The organism is Streptomyces sp. A 4/2 (assembly GCF_940670765.1).
Lineage (GTDB): Bacteria > Actinomycetota > Actinomycetes > Streptomycetales > Streptomycetaceae > Streptomyces.
The window spans coordinates 53,748-70,584 of sequence record NZ_CALNVW010000024.1 but is presented as its reverse complement, the minus strand read 5'-3'; the positions used below and the strand labels follow the sequence as shown (position 1 = coordinate 70,584).

Below are 16,837 nucleotides of genomic sequence, written 5' to 3'. Positions count from 1 at the left end.
GTCCATCCGGGAATTGACGGCGCGTCGGGTCACCCGGGTCATCGGCTCCGCGCCGACAGCCGCCCCCGGCGCACTCGGCCACGTACCCTTCGCAGATGACTGCCAGCGACCACACCCCCGCCGACCTGCTGCGATCCGCACTCGCCCGGGAACCGGCCCGCCCTCTTGTCACGTTCTACGACGACGCGACGGGCGAGCGCGTCGAACTTTCCGTGGCGACCTTCGCCAATTGGGTGGCCAAGACGGCGAATCTGCTCCAGGGCGAGCTGTCCGCCGAGCCCGGCGACCGGCTGGCGCTGCTGCTCCCCGCGCACTGGCAGACCGCGGTCTGGCTGCTCGCCTGCTCGTCGGTGGGGGTGCTCGCCGATGTCGGCGGTGACCCCGGCAAGGCCGATCTGGTCGTCAGCGGTCCGGACACCCTGGAGGAGGCGCGTGCCTGCGGCGGCGAGCGCGTCGCGCTGGCGCTGCGTCCGCTCGGTGGCCGCTTCCCGCAGCCCCCGGCCGGCTTCGCTGACTACGCCGTGGAGGTCCCCAGCCAGGGCGACCGCTTCGAGCCGTACGCGCCGGTGGACGCGAACGCACCCGCGCTCGCGGTCGGCGGGACCGAGCTGACGGGCGCCGGGCTGGTGGAGCGGTCCCTCGCCGATGCCGCCGGGGTCGGGCTCGCCCCCGGCGCGCGGATCCTGTCGGGTCGCGGCTACGACACCTGGGCCGGTCTCTCGGACGGGCTCTACGCCCCGCTCGCGGCCGGCGCGTCGGTGGTCCTCTGCCGCAATCTGGACCAGTTGGCGGACGGCGGGCTGGAGAAGCGGATCGAGAGCGAGCGGGTCACGCACTCCGTGCCGCAGTAGTCCGGGCCGCCCGTACGGAAGCCGGGACCGCCCGTCCAGGGGGTCCGGACCGACCGTCCGGGCCACCCGTCCGGCCCACCGCGGGCCGAGTCCTCAGGAACACGCGCGGTCTCCGGTACATGATCAGCAGAGAGCACAACCAAGCGCGCGGTTCAGTCGTCTATCCGTTCGATCGGCGGCCCAGCGCGTCGCCGACTCCGTGAAGGATGGACGCAGACGTGACGGACAGTGCTGGCACGCCCGATGACGAGCCCCAGTCGGACACACCGGACTCGGACCCGGGAGCGACCGCTGCGACCGCACCCCCGCCGCCGGACCGGCCCACACGGCACTGGCTGCGCTGGACCGCGCTCGGCGTCTCGCTCGTGGTGCTCGCCGCCGCGGGCGTGGGCTGGTGGTTCTACAACAAGCTCGACCACAACATCAAGACCGACAACACCGCCACCGCCGAGCTGCGGACGTACGAGAAGGAACGCCCCGCCCCGGTCGCGGCCAACGCGGAGAACATCCTGCTGATCGGCTCCGACTCACGCTCGGGCGACAACAAGAAGTACGGCAGGGACGAGGGGTCGCAGCGCTCCGACACCACGATCCTGCTGCACCTCTCGGCGGACAAGAAGAGTGCGACGGCCGTCTCCATCCCGCGTGACCTGATGTCGGACGTGCCCAGCTGCATCAAGGCGGACAAGACCCGCACGAAGAAGCAATTCGTGCAGTTCAACTGGGCGTTCGAGTTCGGCGGCACGGCCTGCACCGTCCGTACGGTCGAGAAGATGACCGGCATCCGCATCGACCACTACATGGTCATCGACTTCAACGGCTTCAAGGGCATGGTCAACGCGGTCGACGGTGTCGAGGTCTGTCTCAAGAAGCCGGTCGACGACAAGGACGCCCATCTCAAGCTGCCCGCGGGCCGTCAGACGCTCAACGGCGAGCAGGCGCTCGGATATGTGCGCGCCCGGCACTCCATCGGCAACGGCAGCGACACCGAACGCATGGACCGCCAGCAGCAGTTCCTCGGTTCGCTGGTGAAGAAGGTGCAGAGCAACGGCGTCCTGCTGAACCCGACGCGGCTCTACCCGGTCCTCGACGCGGCGACCAAGTCGGTCACCACCGACCCGGGTCTGGACACCCTCAAGGACCTGTACGACCTGACGCGGCGGATGCGGGACATCCCCACCGACAAGGTCCAGTTCCTGACCGTGCCGCGCGAGCCGTACGCCGCCGACCGGAACCGCGACCAGCTCGTCCAGCCGAACGCGGACAACCTCTTCAAGCGGCTGCGCGACGACGCCCCGGTCGTGGTGACCCACGGCAGCAGCGGCGAACCCGCGAGCAGTTCCCGGACGGGGTCGGAATCGGGCAGGAAGGGGTCGGCCACCCCTTCCCCGCAGTCCACTTTCGCGGGTACGAACGCCTCTGTCAGGGCGTGCGGGTAAACAATTTTCAAACCCGGATGCACAGCGCATGTGGATTGCGCGTTATGCCCAGTTGTAAGAAGTGCTGAATGTGTCACGCACGTCGCTGGACGGCGATCCGGGCAGATAGTGTGACGCAACCCGGTGCATCCGGCCAGATGGCCGCGCACTGCTGGATCGAAAGACCGAGCGCCTGGGGGGAGGGCGCATCGCGTGGCACCGACGGAGGACGCAGGCAACCGTGGACGCGCATAGCCGTGGGCGGGCGGGCGATGACGATATCGACCCCGCGGACCAATGGGTACTCAACCCGGACACCGGCAATTACGAACTGCGACTGAATCCCTCCGGAACGCAATCAGGGGGAAATGCGCCGCGGGGATCCGAATCCGGTTCCGGCCGTACCCGGCGCCGGGATTCGCCTCCCGCGCAGGGCTCCCGGCGTTCGTCGCGGCAGCCGTCGGTGCCGCAACAGTCGCCGCGCCGGGACGTGCCGGCCCAGCGCAGCCGCCGGGCGGGAAGCGCGGGGGGCGACGGGCCGGACGGTCCGCAGCAGTCCGCGGCGGGCCGCCGCAAGCGCAAGCAGCCGAAGGCGCGCAAGAAGAAGGCCCTGATGTGGACGGGCGGCGTGGTGGCCTTCGTCCTCGTCGGTGTGTCCGTCGGCGGGTACGCCCTCTACGAGCACTTCCAGGGCAACCTCAACACCGTTGACGTGGTGGGCGGTTCGACCGGCTCCACCAAGGACAGGGCCGTCAACATATTGCTGATCGGTACGGACAAGCGCACCGGCAAGGGCAACGAGGGCTACGGCGACAAGGGCAGCGTCGGCCACGCCGACACCAACATCCTGTTCCACGTCTCCAAGGACCGGACGAACGCCACCGCGCTCTCCATCCCCCGCGACCTGATCACCGACATCCCGGACTGCGAGACCAAGCAGCCGGACGGCTCGACGAAGGTCATCCCGGGGACGCCGCACGTCCGCTTCAACACCAGCCTCGGCCAGGACGGCCGCGACCCCGGCTGCACCATGAAGACGGTCAAGGAACTCACCGGTCTGAACGTCGACCACTTCATGATGGCCGACTTCAACGCCATCAAGACGCTCAGCACCGCGGTGGGCGGGGTCGAGGTCTGCGTCGGCAGGGACATCGACGACAAGGAATCGCACCTCAAGCTCCCCAAGGGCAAGAGCACGGTGGAGGGCGAGCAGGCACTGGCCTTCGTCCGCACCCGGCACAGCTTCGGCAACCACGGCGACCTGGACCGTATCCAGGTGCAGCAGCAGTTCCTCGCCTCGCTGATCCGCAAGATGACCTCGGGCGACATCCTCACCAGCCCCACCAAGCTGTACACCCTGGCGGACGCGGCGACCAAGGCGCTCACGGTCGACAGCGCGATCGGCAGCATCGACAAGCTCAAGGACCTCGCGATGGACCTGAAGAAGGTCAATCCGAAGAACGTCACCTTCACGACGCTGCCGGTCCTCGACAACCCGGCGGAGAGGGTCCCCGTCACCGTGGTGCTGAACAGCGCCAAGGCCGACCCGGTGTTCTCGATGATGCGCGAGGACGTCTCGCTCACCGAGGTGAAGAAGAAGGCGAAGGCGGCCGAGAGCAAGCAGGCCGCACTCCTCAAGGGCCCCCGGGCCCAGGCGTCCGACGTCCGGGTCAAGGTCCTCAACGGCGGCGCCGTCTCGGGCTCCGCACAGACCACGCTGACCTGGCTGCAGAACACCGAGGGCGTACTGAAGTCGGAGAACGGCGGCAACCACAAGCCCGATCTGGCCAAGACCACCCTCACGTACGCGCCGAACCAGGCAGACCAGGCCCGCAAGCTCGCGGACCTCATGGGCCTGCCCGCATCGGCGCTGAAGCCCGGCACGACGGACTCCGTCGGCCTCACCCCGATGACTCTCGTCCTGGGAGCCGACTTCAAGGCCGCGGGGACACCGATAGCCGCTCCGGCAAAGGCGCCGGAAGACATCCAGCGCGTGGAAGCAGACAAGACCGTGTGTCCCAAGTGACGCCAGTTCTCCGGGGCGTACGGACACGTGAATAGCAGGGGGACCTGGTGGGACAGAGCAGCGTGCGGGGCGAGGGGACGCGGAACTCACGCGCCCGTCAACTCGGCTGGGACGACAGTCTTTACGAGCCGGGGGCTGCCGGCCCGGGTCCTGGCGGCGAGGGTGGCGGACGCCGCAGACAGGGCGGACCGCGCGGACGCGGGCGGCGTGGGAAACGCCGAATACTCCGCTGGGTGGCGGCTGCCGTCTCCCTGGTGATCATCGGCACCGCCGGCGCCGGTTATCTCTACTACCGCCACCTGAACGGCAATCTGAAGAAGGACGCGCTCAACCTCGGCGACCACCAGGCCCCGAAGACGAAGGCCAACGCGGCGGGCCAGACCCCGTTGAACATCCTGTTGATCGGCTCCGACGCGCGGGACTCCAAGGAGAACCAGAAGCTCGGCGGCGCCAAGAACACCTTCGGCGCCCCGCCGCTGGCCGATGTGCAGATGCTGCTGCACGTCTCGGCGGACCGCAGCAACATGTCGGTGGTGAGCCTGCCGCGCGACACCGTGCTGAAGATCCCCAAGTGCACGGCCAAGGACGGCAAGGAATACCCGGCGACGGGCTGGACGCTGGCCAACGAGTCGCTGGGGCGCGGCGGTCCCGGCTGCACCGTCGCCACCTGGGAGTCCCTCACCGGCATCCACATCGACCACTTCATGAAGATCGACTTCTCGGGTGTGGTCTCGATGGCCGACGCGATCGGCGGTGTCCCGGTCTGCGTGGACGCCAACGTCTACTCGCACACCCACGACGGCCACGGCTCCGGGCTGAAGGTGAGGAAGGGCACCACCCCGGTCAAGGGGCAGCAGGCGCTCCAGTGGCTGCGTACGCGCTACGGGTTCTGGCCGGACACCGATGTCGTACGGACCAAGGCCCAGCACATGTACATGAACTCGATGGTCCGCCAGCTGCGCAAGGGCACCAAGCTCACCAATCCCGGCAAGCTGATGGACCTCGCCGAGGCGGCGACCAACGCACTCACCGTGGACGACGCGATCGACACGGGCCTGAAGCTGTACGACCTGGCCGGGGAGCTCAAGAAGGTCCCGACCTCGCGGATCACCATGACCACGATGCCGAACGTCAACTCCGTACGGCCCGGTTTCGAGGAGAAGGTCGACCCCAAGGCGGGCGACGCGGACAAGCTGTTCTCGATGGTCCGTGACGACATCCCGCTGGACGGCAAGGCCTCCAAGAGGAAGAAGCCCGCCGAGAAGGTCTCCGACGATCCGGCGGCTCCCAAGGCGGAGATCGGCATCACCGTGCAGAACGGCACGGCAGGGGACGGCGGGCTGCCCACGAAGGGCCGCGCCGGAGAGATCACCGCGCTGCTCACCGGGCAGGGCTTCACCCGGGCCACTGCTTCCCAGCAGTTGGATCCGCAGGCGAAGACCACCGTGCTCTTCCCCAGCGCCGACCTGGAGGGCGACGCCCAGGCGGTGGCGAAGGCGATGGGAGTGCCGCTGCACTCCGTGAAGAAGTCCACCGACGTCACCGGAGTCACGGTGATCGTGGGCAGCGACTGGCGTACGGGGACGACCTACCCCAAGTCCCAGGCGGACGACGGCAAGACGCCGGAATCGGCGGAGGCGCTCCAGGGTGACGACGAGTCGGCGTGCATGCACGTCGACCCCGCGTACACCTGGTAGCGCGGCCCGGAACGCACTCCGCCCCCGACGGCTCAGGCCATCGGGGGCGGAGGTGCGTACGGGACCGGGTCAGGCCGCGGCGCGGACCGTCGGGCGGCGGCTGGCGATGACCTTCCGGGCCAGCGAGCGGGGGCTGGTCAGGAAGCCGAAGCCCCAGCACATGTGCATCGTCGCCAGCGCGACGGGGATCTGCGCCCGCGCCTTGAGCGACAGGCCCTTGCCGGCCGGCACCGAGCCCGCCACGATGGCCGCGGCGTAGGCCGCGGGTACGAGGAACGCCCACGGGGTGACGGCGGCGCCGACCACGATGCCCGCCGCGATCGCGCAGACCGCGGTCGGCGGCGCGAGGTAGCGGAGGTTGATCGAACCCTCGTGGTAGCGGGCGACGACATGCCGCCAGCGGCCGTAGTCCTTGTACTGCTTGGCGAGCGCCCGGACCGAGGGGCGCGGCCGGTACTGGACGCGCAGTTCGGGCGAGAACCAGATCAGGCCGCCCGCGTCGCGGATCCGGAAGTTCAGCTCCCAGTCCTGGGCGCGGATGAACTCCTCGTTGTACCCGCCCTGTTGCTCCAGCGCCTCGCGCCGGAAGACCCCCAGGTAGACGGTCTCCGCGGGGGCCGCCTTGCCGCCGGTGTGGAACGCCGCGTTGCCGACGCCGATCTTGGAGGTCATCGCGGCGGCGACCGCGTCCTCCCAGGCGTTCTCGCCCTCGGCGTGCATGATGCCGCCGACGTTCATCGCGCCGGTCTCCTCCAGGAGGCGGACCGCGGTGGCGATGTAGTTCGGCGAGAGCATGCCGTGGCCGTCGACCCGCACCACGACGGGGTGCCGGGAGGCCTTGATCGCGGCGTTGAGTGCCGCGGGGGTACGGCCGGTGGGGTTGGCGACGGTGTGGACCCGCGGGTCCTCCCGTACCAGCTCGGCGGCGATCTCCTCGGTACGGTCCGACGACGGGCCGATGGCGATCACCACCTCCATCTCGCCGTCGTACTCCTGCTCCAGGATGTGGCGGACCGAGTTGCGCAGATGCCGTTCCTCGTTGAGGACCGGCATGATCACAGAAACAGCGGGCGTGGCGTTCATAGACGGGCCACGTTACCGCGAACGGGGGACACCCGGAGCGGCGCCCGGGGCGGCATACCCGGAATGCTGATCACAAAGGCATACGGTGGCCGCTTCCCCGCCCGTCCCCCTCTGAGGTGTTCCGTGTCCCCCGTGCCCCCGCCCCGCCGCCGCAGGCCGCCGCCGAAGCGTCCCCGCTGGGGCATGCGGCTGACCACCACCCTCTCCGTGCTGGTCCTCGGCGCCGGAGGAATCGGCCACGCGCTCCTCAGCGAGCTGGACGGCATCGGCAGGATCGATCCCTTCAAGGACATGAAGAATCGTCCCGCCGCGGGCCGGGGCATGAATGTGCTGCTGGTCGGCACGGACGGCCGGGACAAGATCACGCCGGAGGAGAAGAAGAAGTACCACCTGGGCGGGGCGCCCTGTCACTGCACCGACACGCTGATGATGGTCCACGTCTCGGCGGACCGCTCACGGGTGAGTGTGGTGAGCCTGCCACGGGACAGTTACGCGATGGTTCCCGCCCGCACCGAGGCGGACGGCCGGAAGCGCGACGCCCACCCGATCAAGCTCAACGCGGCCTACGCGGAGGGTGGCCCCGGACTCACCGTACGGACCGTGGAGCAGATGACCGGGGTGAAGGTCGACCACTACCTGGAGGTCGACTTCACCAGCTTCATGAAGACGGTGGACGTGCTCGGCGGGGTCGACGTCTGCACGGTCCGCCCGCTGAAGGACTCGTACAGCGGCCTCGACCTGCCGGTGGGGACGAGCAGGCTCGACGGGGGCGAGGCGCTCCAGTACGTGCGCTCCCGGCACGTCGACGGGGCGTCCGACATCAGCCGGATGCAGCGCCAGCAGCGCTTCATGGCATCCCTGATCGAGAAGGCCACCAGCAGCGGGGTGCTGCTGAACCCGGTCAGGTTCCGCGAGGTGACGTCCACGGTCTTCGACTCGGTCCGCGCGGACAAGGGCTTCGACGCCGACCAGATGCTCAGCCTCGGCCAGGCGATGCGCGGCTTCTCCCCGTCGTCGTCGGAGTTCACGTCCGTGCCCATCGGGCAGATGAACTACCTGGTCAGGGGCATTGGCTCGACCGTGAAGTGGGACGCCCGGAAGGCTGGGAAGCTTTTCCGGGCGCTCCGCGACGACAAGCCGATCGCCCAGCACCGGTCGGCGACGGCGAAGACCAAACAGGTCGATGTGGAACCGAACCAGATCCGGGTCCAGGTGGCCAACGGGACCGCCACCACCGGTCTGGCCGCCCGCGCCGACAAGGGCCTGCACGCCAGCGGCTTCCTGTCGTCGGTCGCGGTCACCGCCCCGGGCCGGGCGGCCCCGCAGAACGTCAAGCACACCTACATCGAGTACGACCCACGCTGGAACCGCTCGGTGCAGTCCGTGGCGGCGGCCCTGCCGGGCGCCGAGCTGCGGAAGGTGAACGGGCTCGGCCCGACGCTGAAGGTGACGCTCGGATCGGACTTCACGTCGGTGACACCGGTGCGGCCGGAGGAACCGGCCGCCGGCCAGTTCGGCGCGGTCACCGGCGACCAGGTGGTCTGCCGGTAGGGCGGCGCGGCGGCGGGTGGACGGACCGGGGCGTCCGTGACAGGGGACAGGGGGGCAGCGTCAGTCGTCGATGCCGTCGGCGATGCGCTGTTCCCTGAGCTCCTTGATCGCGCGGCGCCGGGCGAGCCGGTGCGTACGGCGGATCTGCGCCTCCTGGTAGCGCCGCTTGTCCCGCTCGGTCTCGGGGACCACCGGCGGTACGACGCGGGGTTTGCCGTCCGCGTCCACGGCGGCGAAGACCAGATAGGCGCTGCCGACCTGCTGGGCCGGGGTGGACTCGTTCCACCGCTCGGCGAGCACCCGGACCCCGACCTCCATCGAGGACCGGCCCGTCCAGTTCACCTGGGCCTTCACATGGACCAGGTCACCGACCCGTACCGGCTCCAGGAAGACCATCTCGTCCATGGAGGCGGTGACCGCGGGCCCGCCGGAGTGCCGCCCGGCCACGGCACCGGCCGCGTCGTCCACCAGTTTCATGATCACGCCACCGTGCACCGTGCCGAGGAGATTGGTGTCGGTGCCCGTCATGATGTGGCTCAGGGTGGTACGGGAGGCCGAGGTGGGCTTGCCCGGAATATCAGTCATACGTGCCAGCTTAGGGCTCATTTCCGGTTTTCCCCGCAGCGCCGGGAGGGGCCGCTCACCAGCACATTGCATCAGCTTCGCAACAGCCCTGCCCCGATCCGTCACCCACCCTGTAATACGAACGCGCCGTGACGGCACACTGGTCCACATGGATGACAGGGACCGCTACGGACGCGGCAGCGAGAACGCGCAGCCCGAGGGCGCTCGGGTCATGCGGCACGTGCAGCGTTCGGCACCCGCCCAGCGGCAGTACGGGCAGCAGAGCCAGGGCCGGACGTACGAAGAGGGCTACGACAGCTCGTACGACAGCGGCTACAACACGGGCCAGGTCTACGGCCAGGGCGGTCCCGGGAACCAGCGCGGCCCCGGCGGCCCCGGTCCCGGCGGCCCCCGCACCGGCGCCCGCCCCGGCCGCGCCCCGAACTGGGGGCGCCGGATCAGAGTCGGTGTGCTGGTCCTGGTCGTCGTCGTCCTCGCGACCTCGATCGGTACGTACTTCTGGGCCGACGGCAAGCTGCGCCGCGAGGTCGACCTGTCCAAGGTCATCGACCGCCCCGCCACCGGCAAGGGCACGAACTACCTGATCGTGGGCTCGGACAGCCGCGAAGGGATGTCGGCCGCCGACAAGAAGAAGCTCCACACGGGCTCGGCCGAGGGCAAGCGCACCGACTCCATGATCATCCTGCACGTGGGCGACCACGGGAACACGATGATCTCGCTCCCCCGCGACTCGAACGTCACGGTCCCGTCGTACAAGGGCTCCCAGTCCGGCAAGCTCTACCCGAACACCGGCCGCCAGGAGAAGCTGAACGCCGCGTACGCGGAGGACGGCCCCGAACTGCTGGTGCGCACCATCGAGTACAACACCGGGCTGCACATCGACCACTACGCGGAGATCGGCTTCGACGGTTTCGCGAAGATCGTGGACGCGGTCGGCGGTGTGGACATGAACCTCCCCAAGGGCTTCAAGGACAAGTACTCGGGCGCCGACTTCAAGGCGGGCGAGCAGACCCTCAACGGCCAGCAGGCGCTCGCCTTCGTCCGTACCCGGCACGCCTTCGCGGCGAGCGACCTGGAACGTACGAAGAACCAGCAGAAGTTCCTGGCGGCACTGGCGAGCCAGACGGCCACCCCGACCACGGTCATGAACCCGTTCAAGCTCTACCCGGTGATGGGTGCGGGGCTGGACACGGTGATCGTGGACAAGGACATGAGCCTGTGGAACCTGGCGTCCATGTTCTGGGCCATGAAGGGTGTGTCGGGCGGCGACGGCAAGCAGATGAACATGCCGATCTCGGGCTCCACCGGCGGCAACCTGGTCTGGGACAAGACCAAGGTCAAGGAGCTGGTGCAGCAGCTGAAGGACGACGACACGGTGACGGTCACCGGGAACTAGACGGCGACTGCGAGAAGGCCCGGACGGTTCGCCGTCCGGGCCTTCTCGCTGCGCGGCTCTTTCGCTGTCCGAACCTTTCACTGTCCGGGCTCTTTCGCTGTCCAGCTGTCTTTCGCATCTGAGCCTTCACCGGACCTGACCGGAGAGGAGCTTCGTCACCGGGAGAAGTTGGTCGGTTCGGAGCAACTCGCCTGGTGTGTAGAGCTGTTCGCTCATGGCGAGCGCCTCGGCGGCATCGAGTGCCCCGATCTTCGTCTCGCCACCGATCGAGCGGACCGCGCGCAGCTGCGCCAGTTCGAAGTCATGGCGGTCGAGCAGGTCGGAGCTGTGGGTGGTCACGATGACCTGGCGCCGTTCACTCGCGTCGCGCAGCACGTCCAGTAGGACACATACCGCTGCCGGGTGGAGCGCGCTCTCCGGGGCCTCGATGCCGACCGGGCTGAGCGTCTGCCCCGTGCCGGCGAAGAGAGCGACCAGCACGCCGAGCGCCCGAAGTGTGCCGTCCGACACGGACTGGGCCTGAAAGCGCCACGGGTTCTTCGCCCCGGGTACGTCCTGGGCGAATTCCAGCGTCTCCCCATTACCCAGCTCCGAACGGGACACTTCGCGCATCCCGGGAACGATCTGGTGCAGATACGCCTCGACCCTTGCCTTGTCGGCCCGGTCCAGCCGGTGCAGCACGCTGGCGATATTGGCGCCGTCCCGGTGCAGGAACTCCCCGGAGTCGGGTGTCTGCGGCTGCCGCATGACATCAGGCGTCAGGCTGAACACACTGATCCCGGCGAGCCCGTCGAAAACCGGCTGGAACGCGTCGAGCCCCGCCGCGGACACCAGGTAGAGACGCCTGTCGTTCACCGGCGGCATCACCGGCTCGGACTGATCCGCCAGCACCCCTTTCTCGACCCGGAACCGGGCGTCGGCGTACCGCTGCCCCTCGCCGGTCCGCGCGTCGAACCACACCCCGCAGTTCTCGCGGGCGATCCGGAACCCGCCGCCCTTCACCGCGGCGACCTCGAACCCGTATTCCCCCTCGTAACCGGGGCCGCTGAACTCCAGGTCGATGGAGAAGTGCGTCGGATGCCCGGTGGACCGCCGCCGTACTTCCGCGACCCCGCCACGGCTCCGCAGCGCCTGGTCGAGCGAGGTCTGCAGTGACTCGGAAAGCAGCCGCAGCGCGTCGAGGAAATTGCTCTTGCCCGACCCGTTGGGCCCTACCAGGAGAAGCAGCCGCCCCAGCTTGACGTCAGCCTCCGCGATGCTTCGGTACTGCCGGAGCCTGACCCTGGTCAGCGCAAAATGGTTGTCCTGCATGTGCCCAGTCTGGCAGCCGTTTCCGTACGGGAGGTGCGGCACGGGACACTCCGCGCCTACCTGGCGCACGGCCACACCAGCCGTACTCCGCCGCCCGCGAGCCGGGAGAACCACATGACAGCCCGCTCCGGCGAGCGCAGCACCATGCGGGAGCCACCCGAAACGGCAGAGACATCGGCGCTGCCGTCGGGATGGGCCAGGCCCCAGGCGAGGACGTGGGCGTCTAGATCGGCGTCGCCGTCACCTGCGCGGAACTCCTCCACCACGGCGAAGAGGCGTGGGGCTGTGGCTTCGACGAGGTCGCGGACTTCCTGGTCGAAGCCGTCGGGACGGGCGGAGGCGGGTTACTCCGGGGATACGGTTGCCATGTGAAGTCCTCTGTCCAGGATGCGAGTTGACTCATCGAGTAACCCTAGCCAGGGCCTAGTAGATCTATCAGTAATGCACTGATCCAGCTCCCACTTTCATCCATGTGGGTGACGGGCCGGGACATAAAAGTGACAGCGGGAGGATGTGTATGGCCACGGCAATGCCACCGACATTGCGGCAACGCCGCTTGGGCACCGAGTTGAGAAAGTTGCGCGAACGGGCGGGACTGAGCTCCACCGCCGCCGCTGCTGAGGTCGGCATCCAGCAAGCCCGCATGAGCATGATCGAAGCTGGCAGGTACGCGGTCAGCGCCGACCGCGTCCGCGCACTTGCGTCTGCCTACGCCTGCCCCGATACGACCCTGGTCGAGGCATTGGCAGCGATGACGGGCGGGCGCGGTCGAGGATGGTGGGACGAGTACCGCGAGCTTCTTCCCGCCTCGCTGGTCGAAGTTGCCGAATTCGAGCACTACGCAACCGAGTTGCGAGTGGGTGTAGTCGTGGCGATGGCCGGTCTCGTACAGACCCTTGAGCACGCCCGGGTCGCATTCCAGCAGAGCGTTCCCACGATGCATCCACATGAGATCGAGCACCGGGTGTCATTCCGGGTGAAGCGTCAGGCTGTTCTCCACTCAAGTCCGCCCACCCCGTACACGGCTATCGTCCATGAGGCCGCACTCCGCATGGGTTTCGGCGGGCCGGACATCATGCGCGACCAGCTGAGTCACTTGATCGCGATGAGCGAACGGGGCAACGTGCGGATTCTGGTCGTGCCCTTCGACCGGCCACACTTCCCGGCCTCCGGCCAGCCCATCAGCTATGCAAGCGGGCCGGTCCCGCAGCTGGATACCGTCCTGCTGGACTCCGACCACGGCTGTGAGTTTCTGGACGCGGAGGCGCAGGTGTACCGGTACCGGTCTGTCCTGGACCGCATGGAGACCTGTGCGCTTCCACCGGGCAAGAGCCGTGACTTCATTCGTCAGATCGCAAAGGCCATCTGAAGGGGCGCACATGGACACCTATCGCTGGCAGAAGTCTTCTTTCAGCGGCGAAGCCGCAAACTGCGTCGACGTCGCCATAGCCCCCGACGGCGGCATCGCACTCCGGGAAAGCGACTCCCCCAGCGCGATCCTCACCACGACCCCCGCCTCACTCGGCGCCCTGCTCGCCGCAGTCAGGCACCGGAAGTTCACCCGCAGAATCACGAAGAGCATCTGAGAAGGGATCCCCTGTGCCCGTATACACCTGGCAGAAGTCCTCGCACAGCACCGAGGGCGCGAACTGCGTCAACGTCGCCATAGCCCCCGACGGCGGCATCGCACTCCGGGAGAGCGACTCCCCGAGCGCGATCCTCACCACAACCCCCGCATCACTCGGCGCCCTGCTCGCCACAGTCAAACGCGGCAACACGCCCCGGGCCGACCGCGCCTGAACCAGGCCGTCAGCCCTGCGGCGTCCAGCCGGTCTCGGTCACCCACTGCTCGGCGATCCCCACGACCAGGTCCACCACCGGATCCTTCACATCGGCGTACGTCCCCACGTCGGGCACCGCGTCGGCGAGGGTCCGCTTGAAGGCCGCGTACGCGGGCACCGCCTCCGGGTGGGCCCGGAACCAGTCGCGGAAGAGCAGCGCGAGCCGCTCGTTGGGTGAACCGGCCACCCGTACATGGAGGTTGACGTCCTCGCCCGTCTCCGAGCGCAGCCACCACAGCCGCTTGCCCCAGCGGGCGGGGTCGTCGTCGGACCCGGCCGGTACGTGGTCGCGTTCGTACGGAGAGCGCTGGAACCCACGGGCCGCCAGCGGCCCCGCGAACACTTCGGCCGCCGCTGTCAGGTCCTCGACACTCACCTGGAGGTCGTAGACCGGCTTGGCCGCCATGCCGGGGATCGCGGTGGAGCCGATGTGCTCGATCCGCAGTGCCAGTGGGGCGAGCGCCGCGCACAGCTCGTCGGCGATGGCGCGACCGCGCGACTGCCAGGCGGGGTCCGGGGGAAGCACGACCGGGCGGGTGGACGTGGTGGTGGTGTCGTTGGCCATTCGACCGAGTCTAGGACGTGGCGGGAATCCCGTTCCCGCCCCGCGTGGGACGTCACGGGGCCTGGCAGGGAATGAGCGCGGGGTCGATCGTCCAGTGGCGGGTACGGAAGATCCGGCCCGCGAACGGCACGTCCTTCTCCCCCACGGCCGTGAAGCCGAGGGTTCGGCAGATGCCGTTCGACGCGGCGTTCGTGACCGAGGGAAACGCGTGCACGAGCCCCCAACGGCCGTCGTCCCGAGCCCGTTCGAGTACGGCGCGGACGGCACGCTTGCCGAGCCCCTGCCCCTGGAACTCGGGCAGCACCATCCACCCGATCTCGGAGATCAGTTCCCCGTCCGCGGTGTGGGTGTACAGGGTCACGATGCCTGCCGCCTCGCCGGATCCGACTCCAGCCCCGTCCCCGTCTTCGCGCCCGTCGGGGACGATCATCTTGATCCAGTCGGTGCCGGCCTCCGCGCTCCGGACGTCGCGCCGGACCTTGTCGGCCATGCCCTCACGGGGCAGCGGGCCGCCCAGTTCGGCCATCATGACCGGGTCGCACCGCATCCGTACGTACGCATCCACATCGCTGATCCGCACATCCCGCAACCGCATCCGACCGCCCCTCACTCCTCGCTCGCCGACTGCGTGGTGATCGTCCCCCACTCGTCCATCATGGGGCGGATCTTCATCGGCTCCTGGATGTCCGTGTCCGACCGGCGCGGGGGCTCGGGGCCGTCCGGGCCGATGCGCATCATCCGTTCGACCCGGACGATCTCGAAGCAACGCCCGCGCACCCGCAGCTCGTTCGCCCGGCGTTGTTGCTTGAACCGTTCGGCCGCCTTCGCGTACACCGCGACGTCCTTCTCCTCGATCCGGTGATACATCGGCAGGAACTCCGTCAGGTAGTGGACGAGCGCCCGCCGGGCCTCCTGCGGGGTGCCGTGGTAGCCGCCGCCCACCATGGACCAGGAGAGCTCCTTGTGCTCCATCACCCGGAAGACCGGGGGCAGCAGCACCACTCCCGGATGTGTCGTCAACGCGCGGCGGGAATCGGCGAGTACGTCCGGCGGGAACCGTTCGGAGGTGTACGAGACCGGCAGCAGGCCGACCCGGTCCAGGCCCTCCGTCAGCCCGACGGCCGCCGCGTGGTCGATCACGACGCCCTCGGTGTGCGCCGGCGACCGGCCGCCGTCCTGGCTGTCGTCCCAGCCGTCCAGGTCGATGTCCGTGGGCCGTGGGGGCTCCAGTTGGTGCTCGCCGATCCTGGCGAACTCGTCGGCGCGCACGATGCGGTAGCGCGTACCGGCGGCGGTCAGGCTGTCCACCGGCTCGGTCTCCAGCCGGGCCACCCCGGCCAGCAGGGCGCGCCGCTCCAGGTGGTCCTCGGCCTCGTCCCTCGCCTTGAGCCAGAGGTACGAGTTGAGATCGTCCCGCGCGTCCTGCGGGTACCCGGTGTCCATGCCGCCGAGCAGGCGCCACCGGGGCCGCTCGCCAGGCCGCTGCTCGGCGTAGCCGAAGAGCGGGCCGCGGACGACGATCTTCCCGTACTTCCTGGTGGCAGCGAAGGCATCGACCTCGGTGACCCGGGCCACCGGATCCTCGCGGTGCTCCACGTTGATGACGAGGTGGTCCGGCGGCCTCTGCTTCTGCTCATCCATCGTTCCACTGTGCCGAACCGGAACCGGCAAGTGGGCAGAAATGCAGAAGAAAGGTGATTCGGTGACGCGGTCCTGCGGGCAGCGGCCCGAGACCACTGGCCGGGTGTCCCCCCTGCGCGGCGGCTGACCGGCCAGTTTCCCTGTTCTCCGGCTTCACCGCTGCGGCCGTCGCGGGCCGGTGCTTCAATAAGTCGACTGTGCCAGCGAGTTGACGACATCGGAGGCGTAATCGCAGGTGAAGCCGTCACAGGAGAGCCGAGTCCGGAAGTATCTGACGTCCGAGGGAATCGAGGGAGAGGAAGTGCTGGCCGTCGCGCTGGCTTACCCCGCGGGGCGGGTGGCGCGGGTCGTGTCCGGGATGAAGGGGGAGGTGCTCGGGGCAGCGGGGGGCGGCGGTGCCGGGGCGCTCGCGGGCAAGAAGATCGCACGGGACAGGAGCAAGCGCGCTACGGACGCCGCCACGGACCGGTCCGCCGGGGCCGACTTCCCGGTGAACGAACGCAACGTCCTGGCCCTGACGACCGGCCGGGTGCTCATCTTCTCGCTCGGCGGGTTCATCACGCCGCAGCCGAGGAAACTGCTCTGGGACATAGAGCTCGACGACGTGGACGGGGTTTCCAAGCCCGTACTGACCACGGGCATGGCGAAGGCTCTGCGTGTGGACATCAGCGTTGCCGACGGCCGGGTCGCCCGGCTGGAATTCCCCCGTGCGGCAGTGCAGGCGGGCGAGGATCTGGTCCGTCAACTGCGGGGGCTGGTACGCAAGCGCTCCGCCTGACAGGGACTCCCCACGTCGACCGAACGGGCGGACAGAGAGGCGCCTGGCTGCGGTCACATCTGCTGATAAAGATTGACGATGCGCCGGACTCCGG

17 protein-coding genes are annotated in these 16,837 nt (G+C 68.9%); 10 read left to right on the top strand and 7 right to left on the bottom strand.

What is annotated here, in order from left to right:
* Positions 1 to 95 precede the first annotated feature (95 nt).
* The 4 genes from NBY69_RS18920 to NBY69_RS18905 all read left to right on the top strand — a co-directional run bounded on the left by NBY69_RS18920 (position 96) and on the right by NBY69_RS18905 (position 5,992).
* Positions 96 to 851, top strand: a complete 756-nt coding sequence (locus tag NBY69_RS18920; RefSeq protein ID WP_250302192.1) for a TIGR03089 family protein — start codon at positions 96 to 98, stop codon at positions 849 to 851.
* Positions 852 to 1,057: 206 nt separating this feature from the next.
* Positions 1,058 to 2,290, top strand: coding sequence for an LCP family protein (locus NBY69_RS18915; protein WP_250302191.1), 1,233 nt, complete (start codon positions 1,058 to 1,060; stop codon positions 2,288 to 2,290).
* A 220-nt stretch (positions 2,291 to 2,510) separates the two neighbouring features.
* A complete protein-coding gene (locus tag NBY69_RS18910) occupies positions 2,511 to 4,295 on the top strand; it encodes an LCP family protein (RefSeq protein ID WP_250302190.1) in 1,785 nt (594 codons plus the stop codon).
* 47 nt (positions 4,296 to 4,342) lie between these two features.
* Positions 4,343 to 5,992: an LCP family protein gene (locus tag NBY69_RS18905; protein ID WP_250302189.1), complete on the top strand. Its 1,650-nt coding sequence runs from the start codon at positions 4,343 to 4,345 to the stop codon at positions 5,990 to 5,992.
* Between the two features lie 69 nt (positions 5,993 to 6,061).
* Here the strand turns inward: NBY69_RS18905 and NBY69_RS18900 are convergent, their stop codons facing one another.
* The gene (locus tag NBY69_RS18900) at positions 6,062 to 7,075 is read right to left on the bottom strand and encodes a glycosyltransferase family 2 protein (RefSeq protein ID WP_250302188.1); all 1,014 of its coding nucleotides are present in this window, start codon (positions 7,073 to 7,075) and stop codon (positions 6,062 to 6,064) included.
* Positions 7,076 to 7,258: 183 nt separating this feature from the next.
* Between NBY69_RS18900 and NBY69_RS18895 the strand changes: the two genes are divergently transcribed.
* On the top strand, positions 7,259 to 8,626 hold the full coding sequence (locus tag NBY69_RS18895; protein ID WP_250302215.1) for an LCP family protein: 1,368 nt from the start codon (positions 7,259 to 7,261) through the stop codon (positions 8,624 to 8,626).
* Between the two features lie 60 nt (positions 8,627 to 8,686).
* On the opposite strand, the gene NBY69_RS18890 is transcribed toward NBY69_RS18895, so the two are convergent.
* The gene (locus NBY69_RS18890) at positions 8,687 to 9,211 is read right to left on the bottom strand and encodes an acyl-CoA thioesterase (protein WP_250302187.1); all 525 of its coding nucleotides are present in this window, start codon (positions 9,209 to 9,211) and stop codon (positions 8,687 to 8,689) included.
* Between the two features lie 148 nt (positions 9,212 to 9,359).
* On the opposite strand from NBY69_RS18890, the gene NBY69_RS18885 reads away from it, so the two are divergent.
* Positions 9,360 to 10,607: an LCP family protein gene (locus NBY69_RS18885; RefSeq protein ID WP_250302186.1), complete on the top strand. Its 1,248-nt coding sequence runs from the start codon at positions 9,360 to 9,362 to the stop codon at positions 10,605 to 10,607.
* 126 nt (positions 10,608 to 10,733) lie between these two features.
* Here NBY69_RS18885 and NBY69_RS18880 read toward each other — a convergent pair whose 3' ends face one another.
* Positions 10,734 to 11,918, bottom strand: coding sequence for an AAA family ATPase (locus NBY69_RS18880; RefSeq protein WP_250302185.1), 1,185 nt, complete (start codon positions 11,916 to 11,918; stop codon positions 10,734 to 10,736).
* Between the two features lie 56 nt (positions 11,919 to 11,974).
* Positions 11,975 to 12,184, bottom strand: a complete 210-nt coding sequence (locus NBY69_RS18875) for a hypothetical protein (protein WP_250302184.1) — start codon at positions 12,182 to 12,184, stop codon at positions 11,975 to 11,977.
* Positions 12,185 to 12,435: 251 nt separating this feature from the next.
* Between NBY69_RS18875 and NBY69_RS18870 the strand changes: the two genes are divergently transcribed.
* From NBY69_RS18870 to NBY69_RS18860, 3 genes are read left to right on the top strand one after another with little or no spacing between them, the layout of a single operon-like run.
* A complete protein-coding gene (locus tag NBY69_RS18870; RefSeq protein WP_250302183.1) occupies positions 12,436 to 13,287 on the top strand; it encodes a helix-turn-helix transcriptional regulator in 852 nt (283 codons plus the stop codon).
* Positions 13,288 to 13,297: 10 nt separating this feature from the next.
* Positions 13,298 to 13,504, top strand: a complete 207-nt coding sequence (locus NBY69_RS18865) for a DUF397 domain-containing protein (protein ID WP_250302182.1) — start codon at positions 13,298 to 13,300, stop codon at positions 13,502 to 13,504.
* 13 nt (positions 13,505 to 13,517) lie between these two features.
* Positions 13,518 to 13,718 carry a DUF397 domain-containing protein gene (locus NBY69_RS18860; protein ID WP_250302181.1) on the top strand — a complete coding sequence of 67 codons (201 nt, stop codon included), beginning with the start codon at positions 13,518 to 13,520 and terminating at the stop codon, positions 13,716 to 13,718.
* A 9-nt stretch (positions 13,719 to 13,727) separates the two neighbouring features.
* Here the strand turns inward: NBY69_RS18860 and NBY69_RS18855 are convergent, their stop codons facing one another.
* The 3 genes from NBY69_RS18855 to NBY69_RS18845 are packed head-to-tail and all read right to left on the bottom strand — an operon-like array spanning position 13,728 to position 15,965.
* Positions 13,728 to 14,324, bottom strand: a complete 597-nt coding sequence (locus NBY69_RS18855; protein WP_250302180.1) for a GrpB family protein — start codon at positions 14,322 to 14,324, stop codon at positions 13,728 to 13,730.
* Positions 14,325 to 14,376: 52 nt separating this feature from the next.
* A complete protein-coding gene (locus tag NBY69_RS18850; RefSeq protein WP_250302179.1) occupies positions 14,377 to 14,919 on the bottom strand; it encodes a GNAT family N-acetyltransferase in 543 nt (180 codons plus the stop codon).
* 11 nt (positions 14,920 to 14,930) lie between these two features.
* A complete protein-coding gene (locus NBY69_RS18845) occupies positions 14,931 to 15,965 on the bottom strand; it encodes a DUF5954 family protein (protein WP_250302178.1) in 1,035 nt (344 codons plus the stop codon).
* Between the two features lie 301 nt (positions 15,966 to 16,266).
* On the opposite strand from NBY69_RS18845, the gene NBY69_RS18840 reads away from it, so the two are divergent.
* Positions 16,267 to 16,743 (top strand): hypothetical protein, encoded by a 477-nt coding sequence (locus NBY69_RS18840; protein ID WP_250302177.1) that lies wholly within the window; start codon positions 16,267 to 16,269, stop codon positions 16,741 to 16,743.
* Positions 16,744 to 16,837 lie beyond the last annotated feature (94 nt).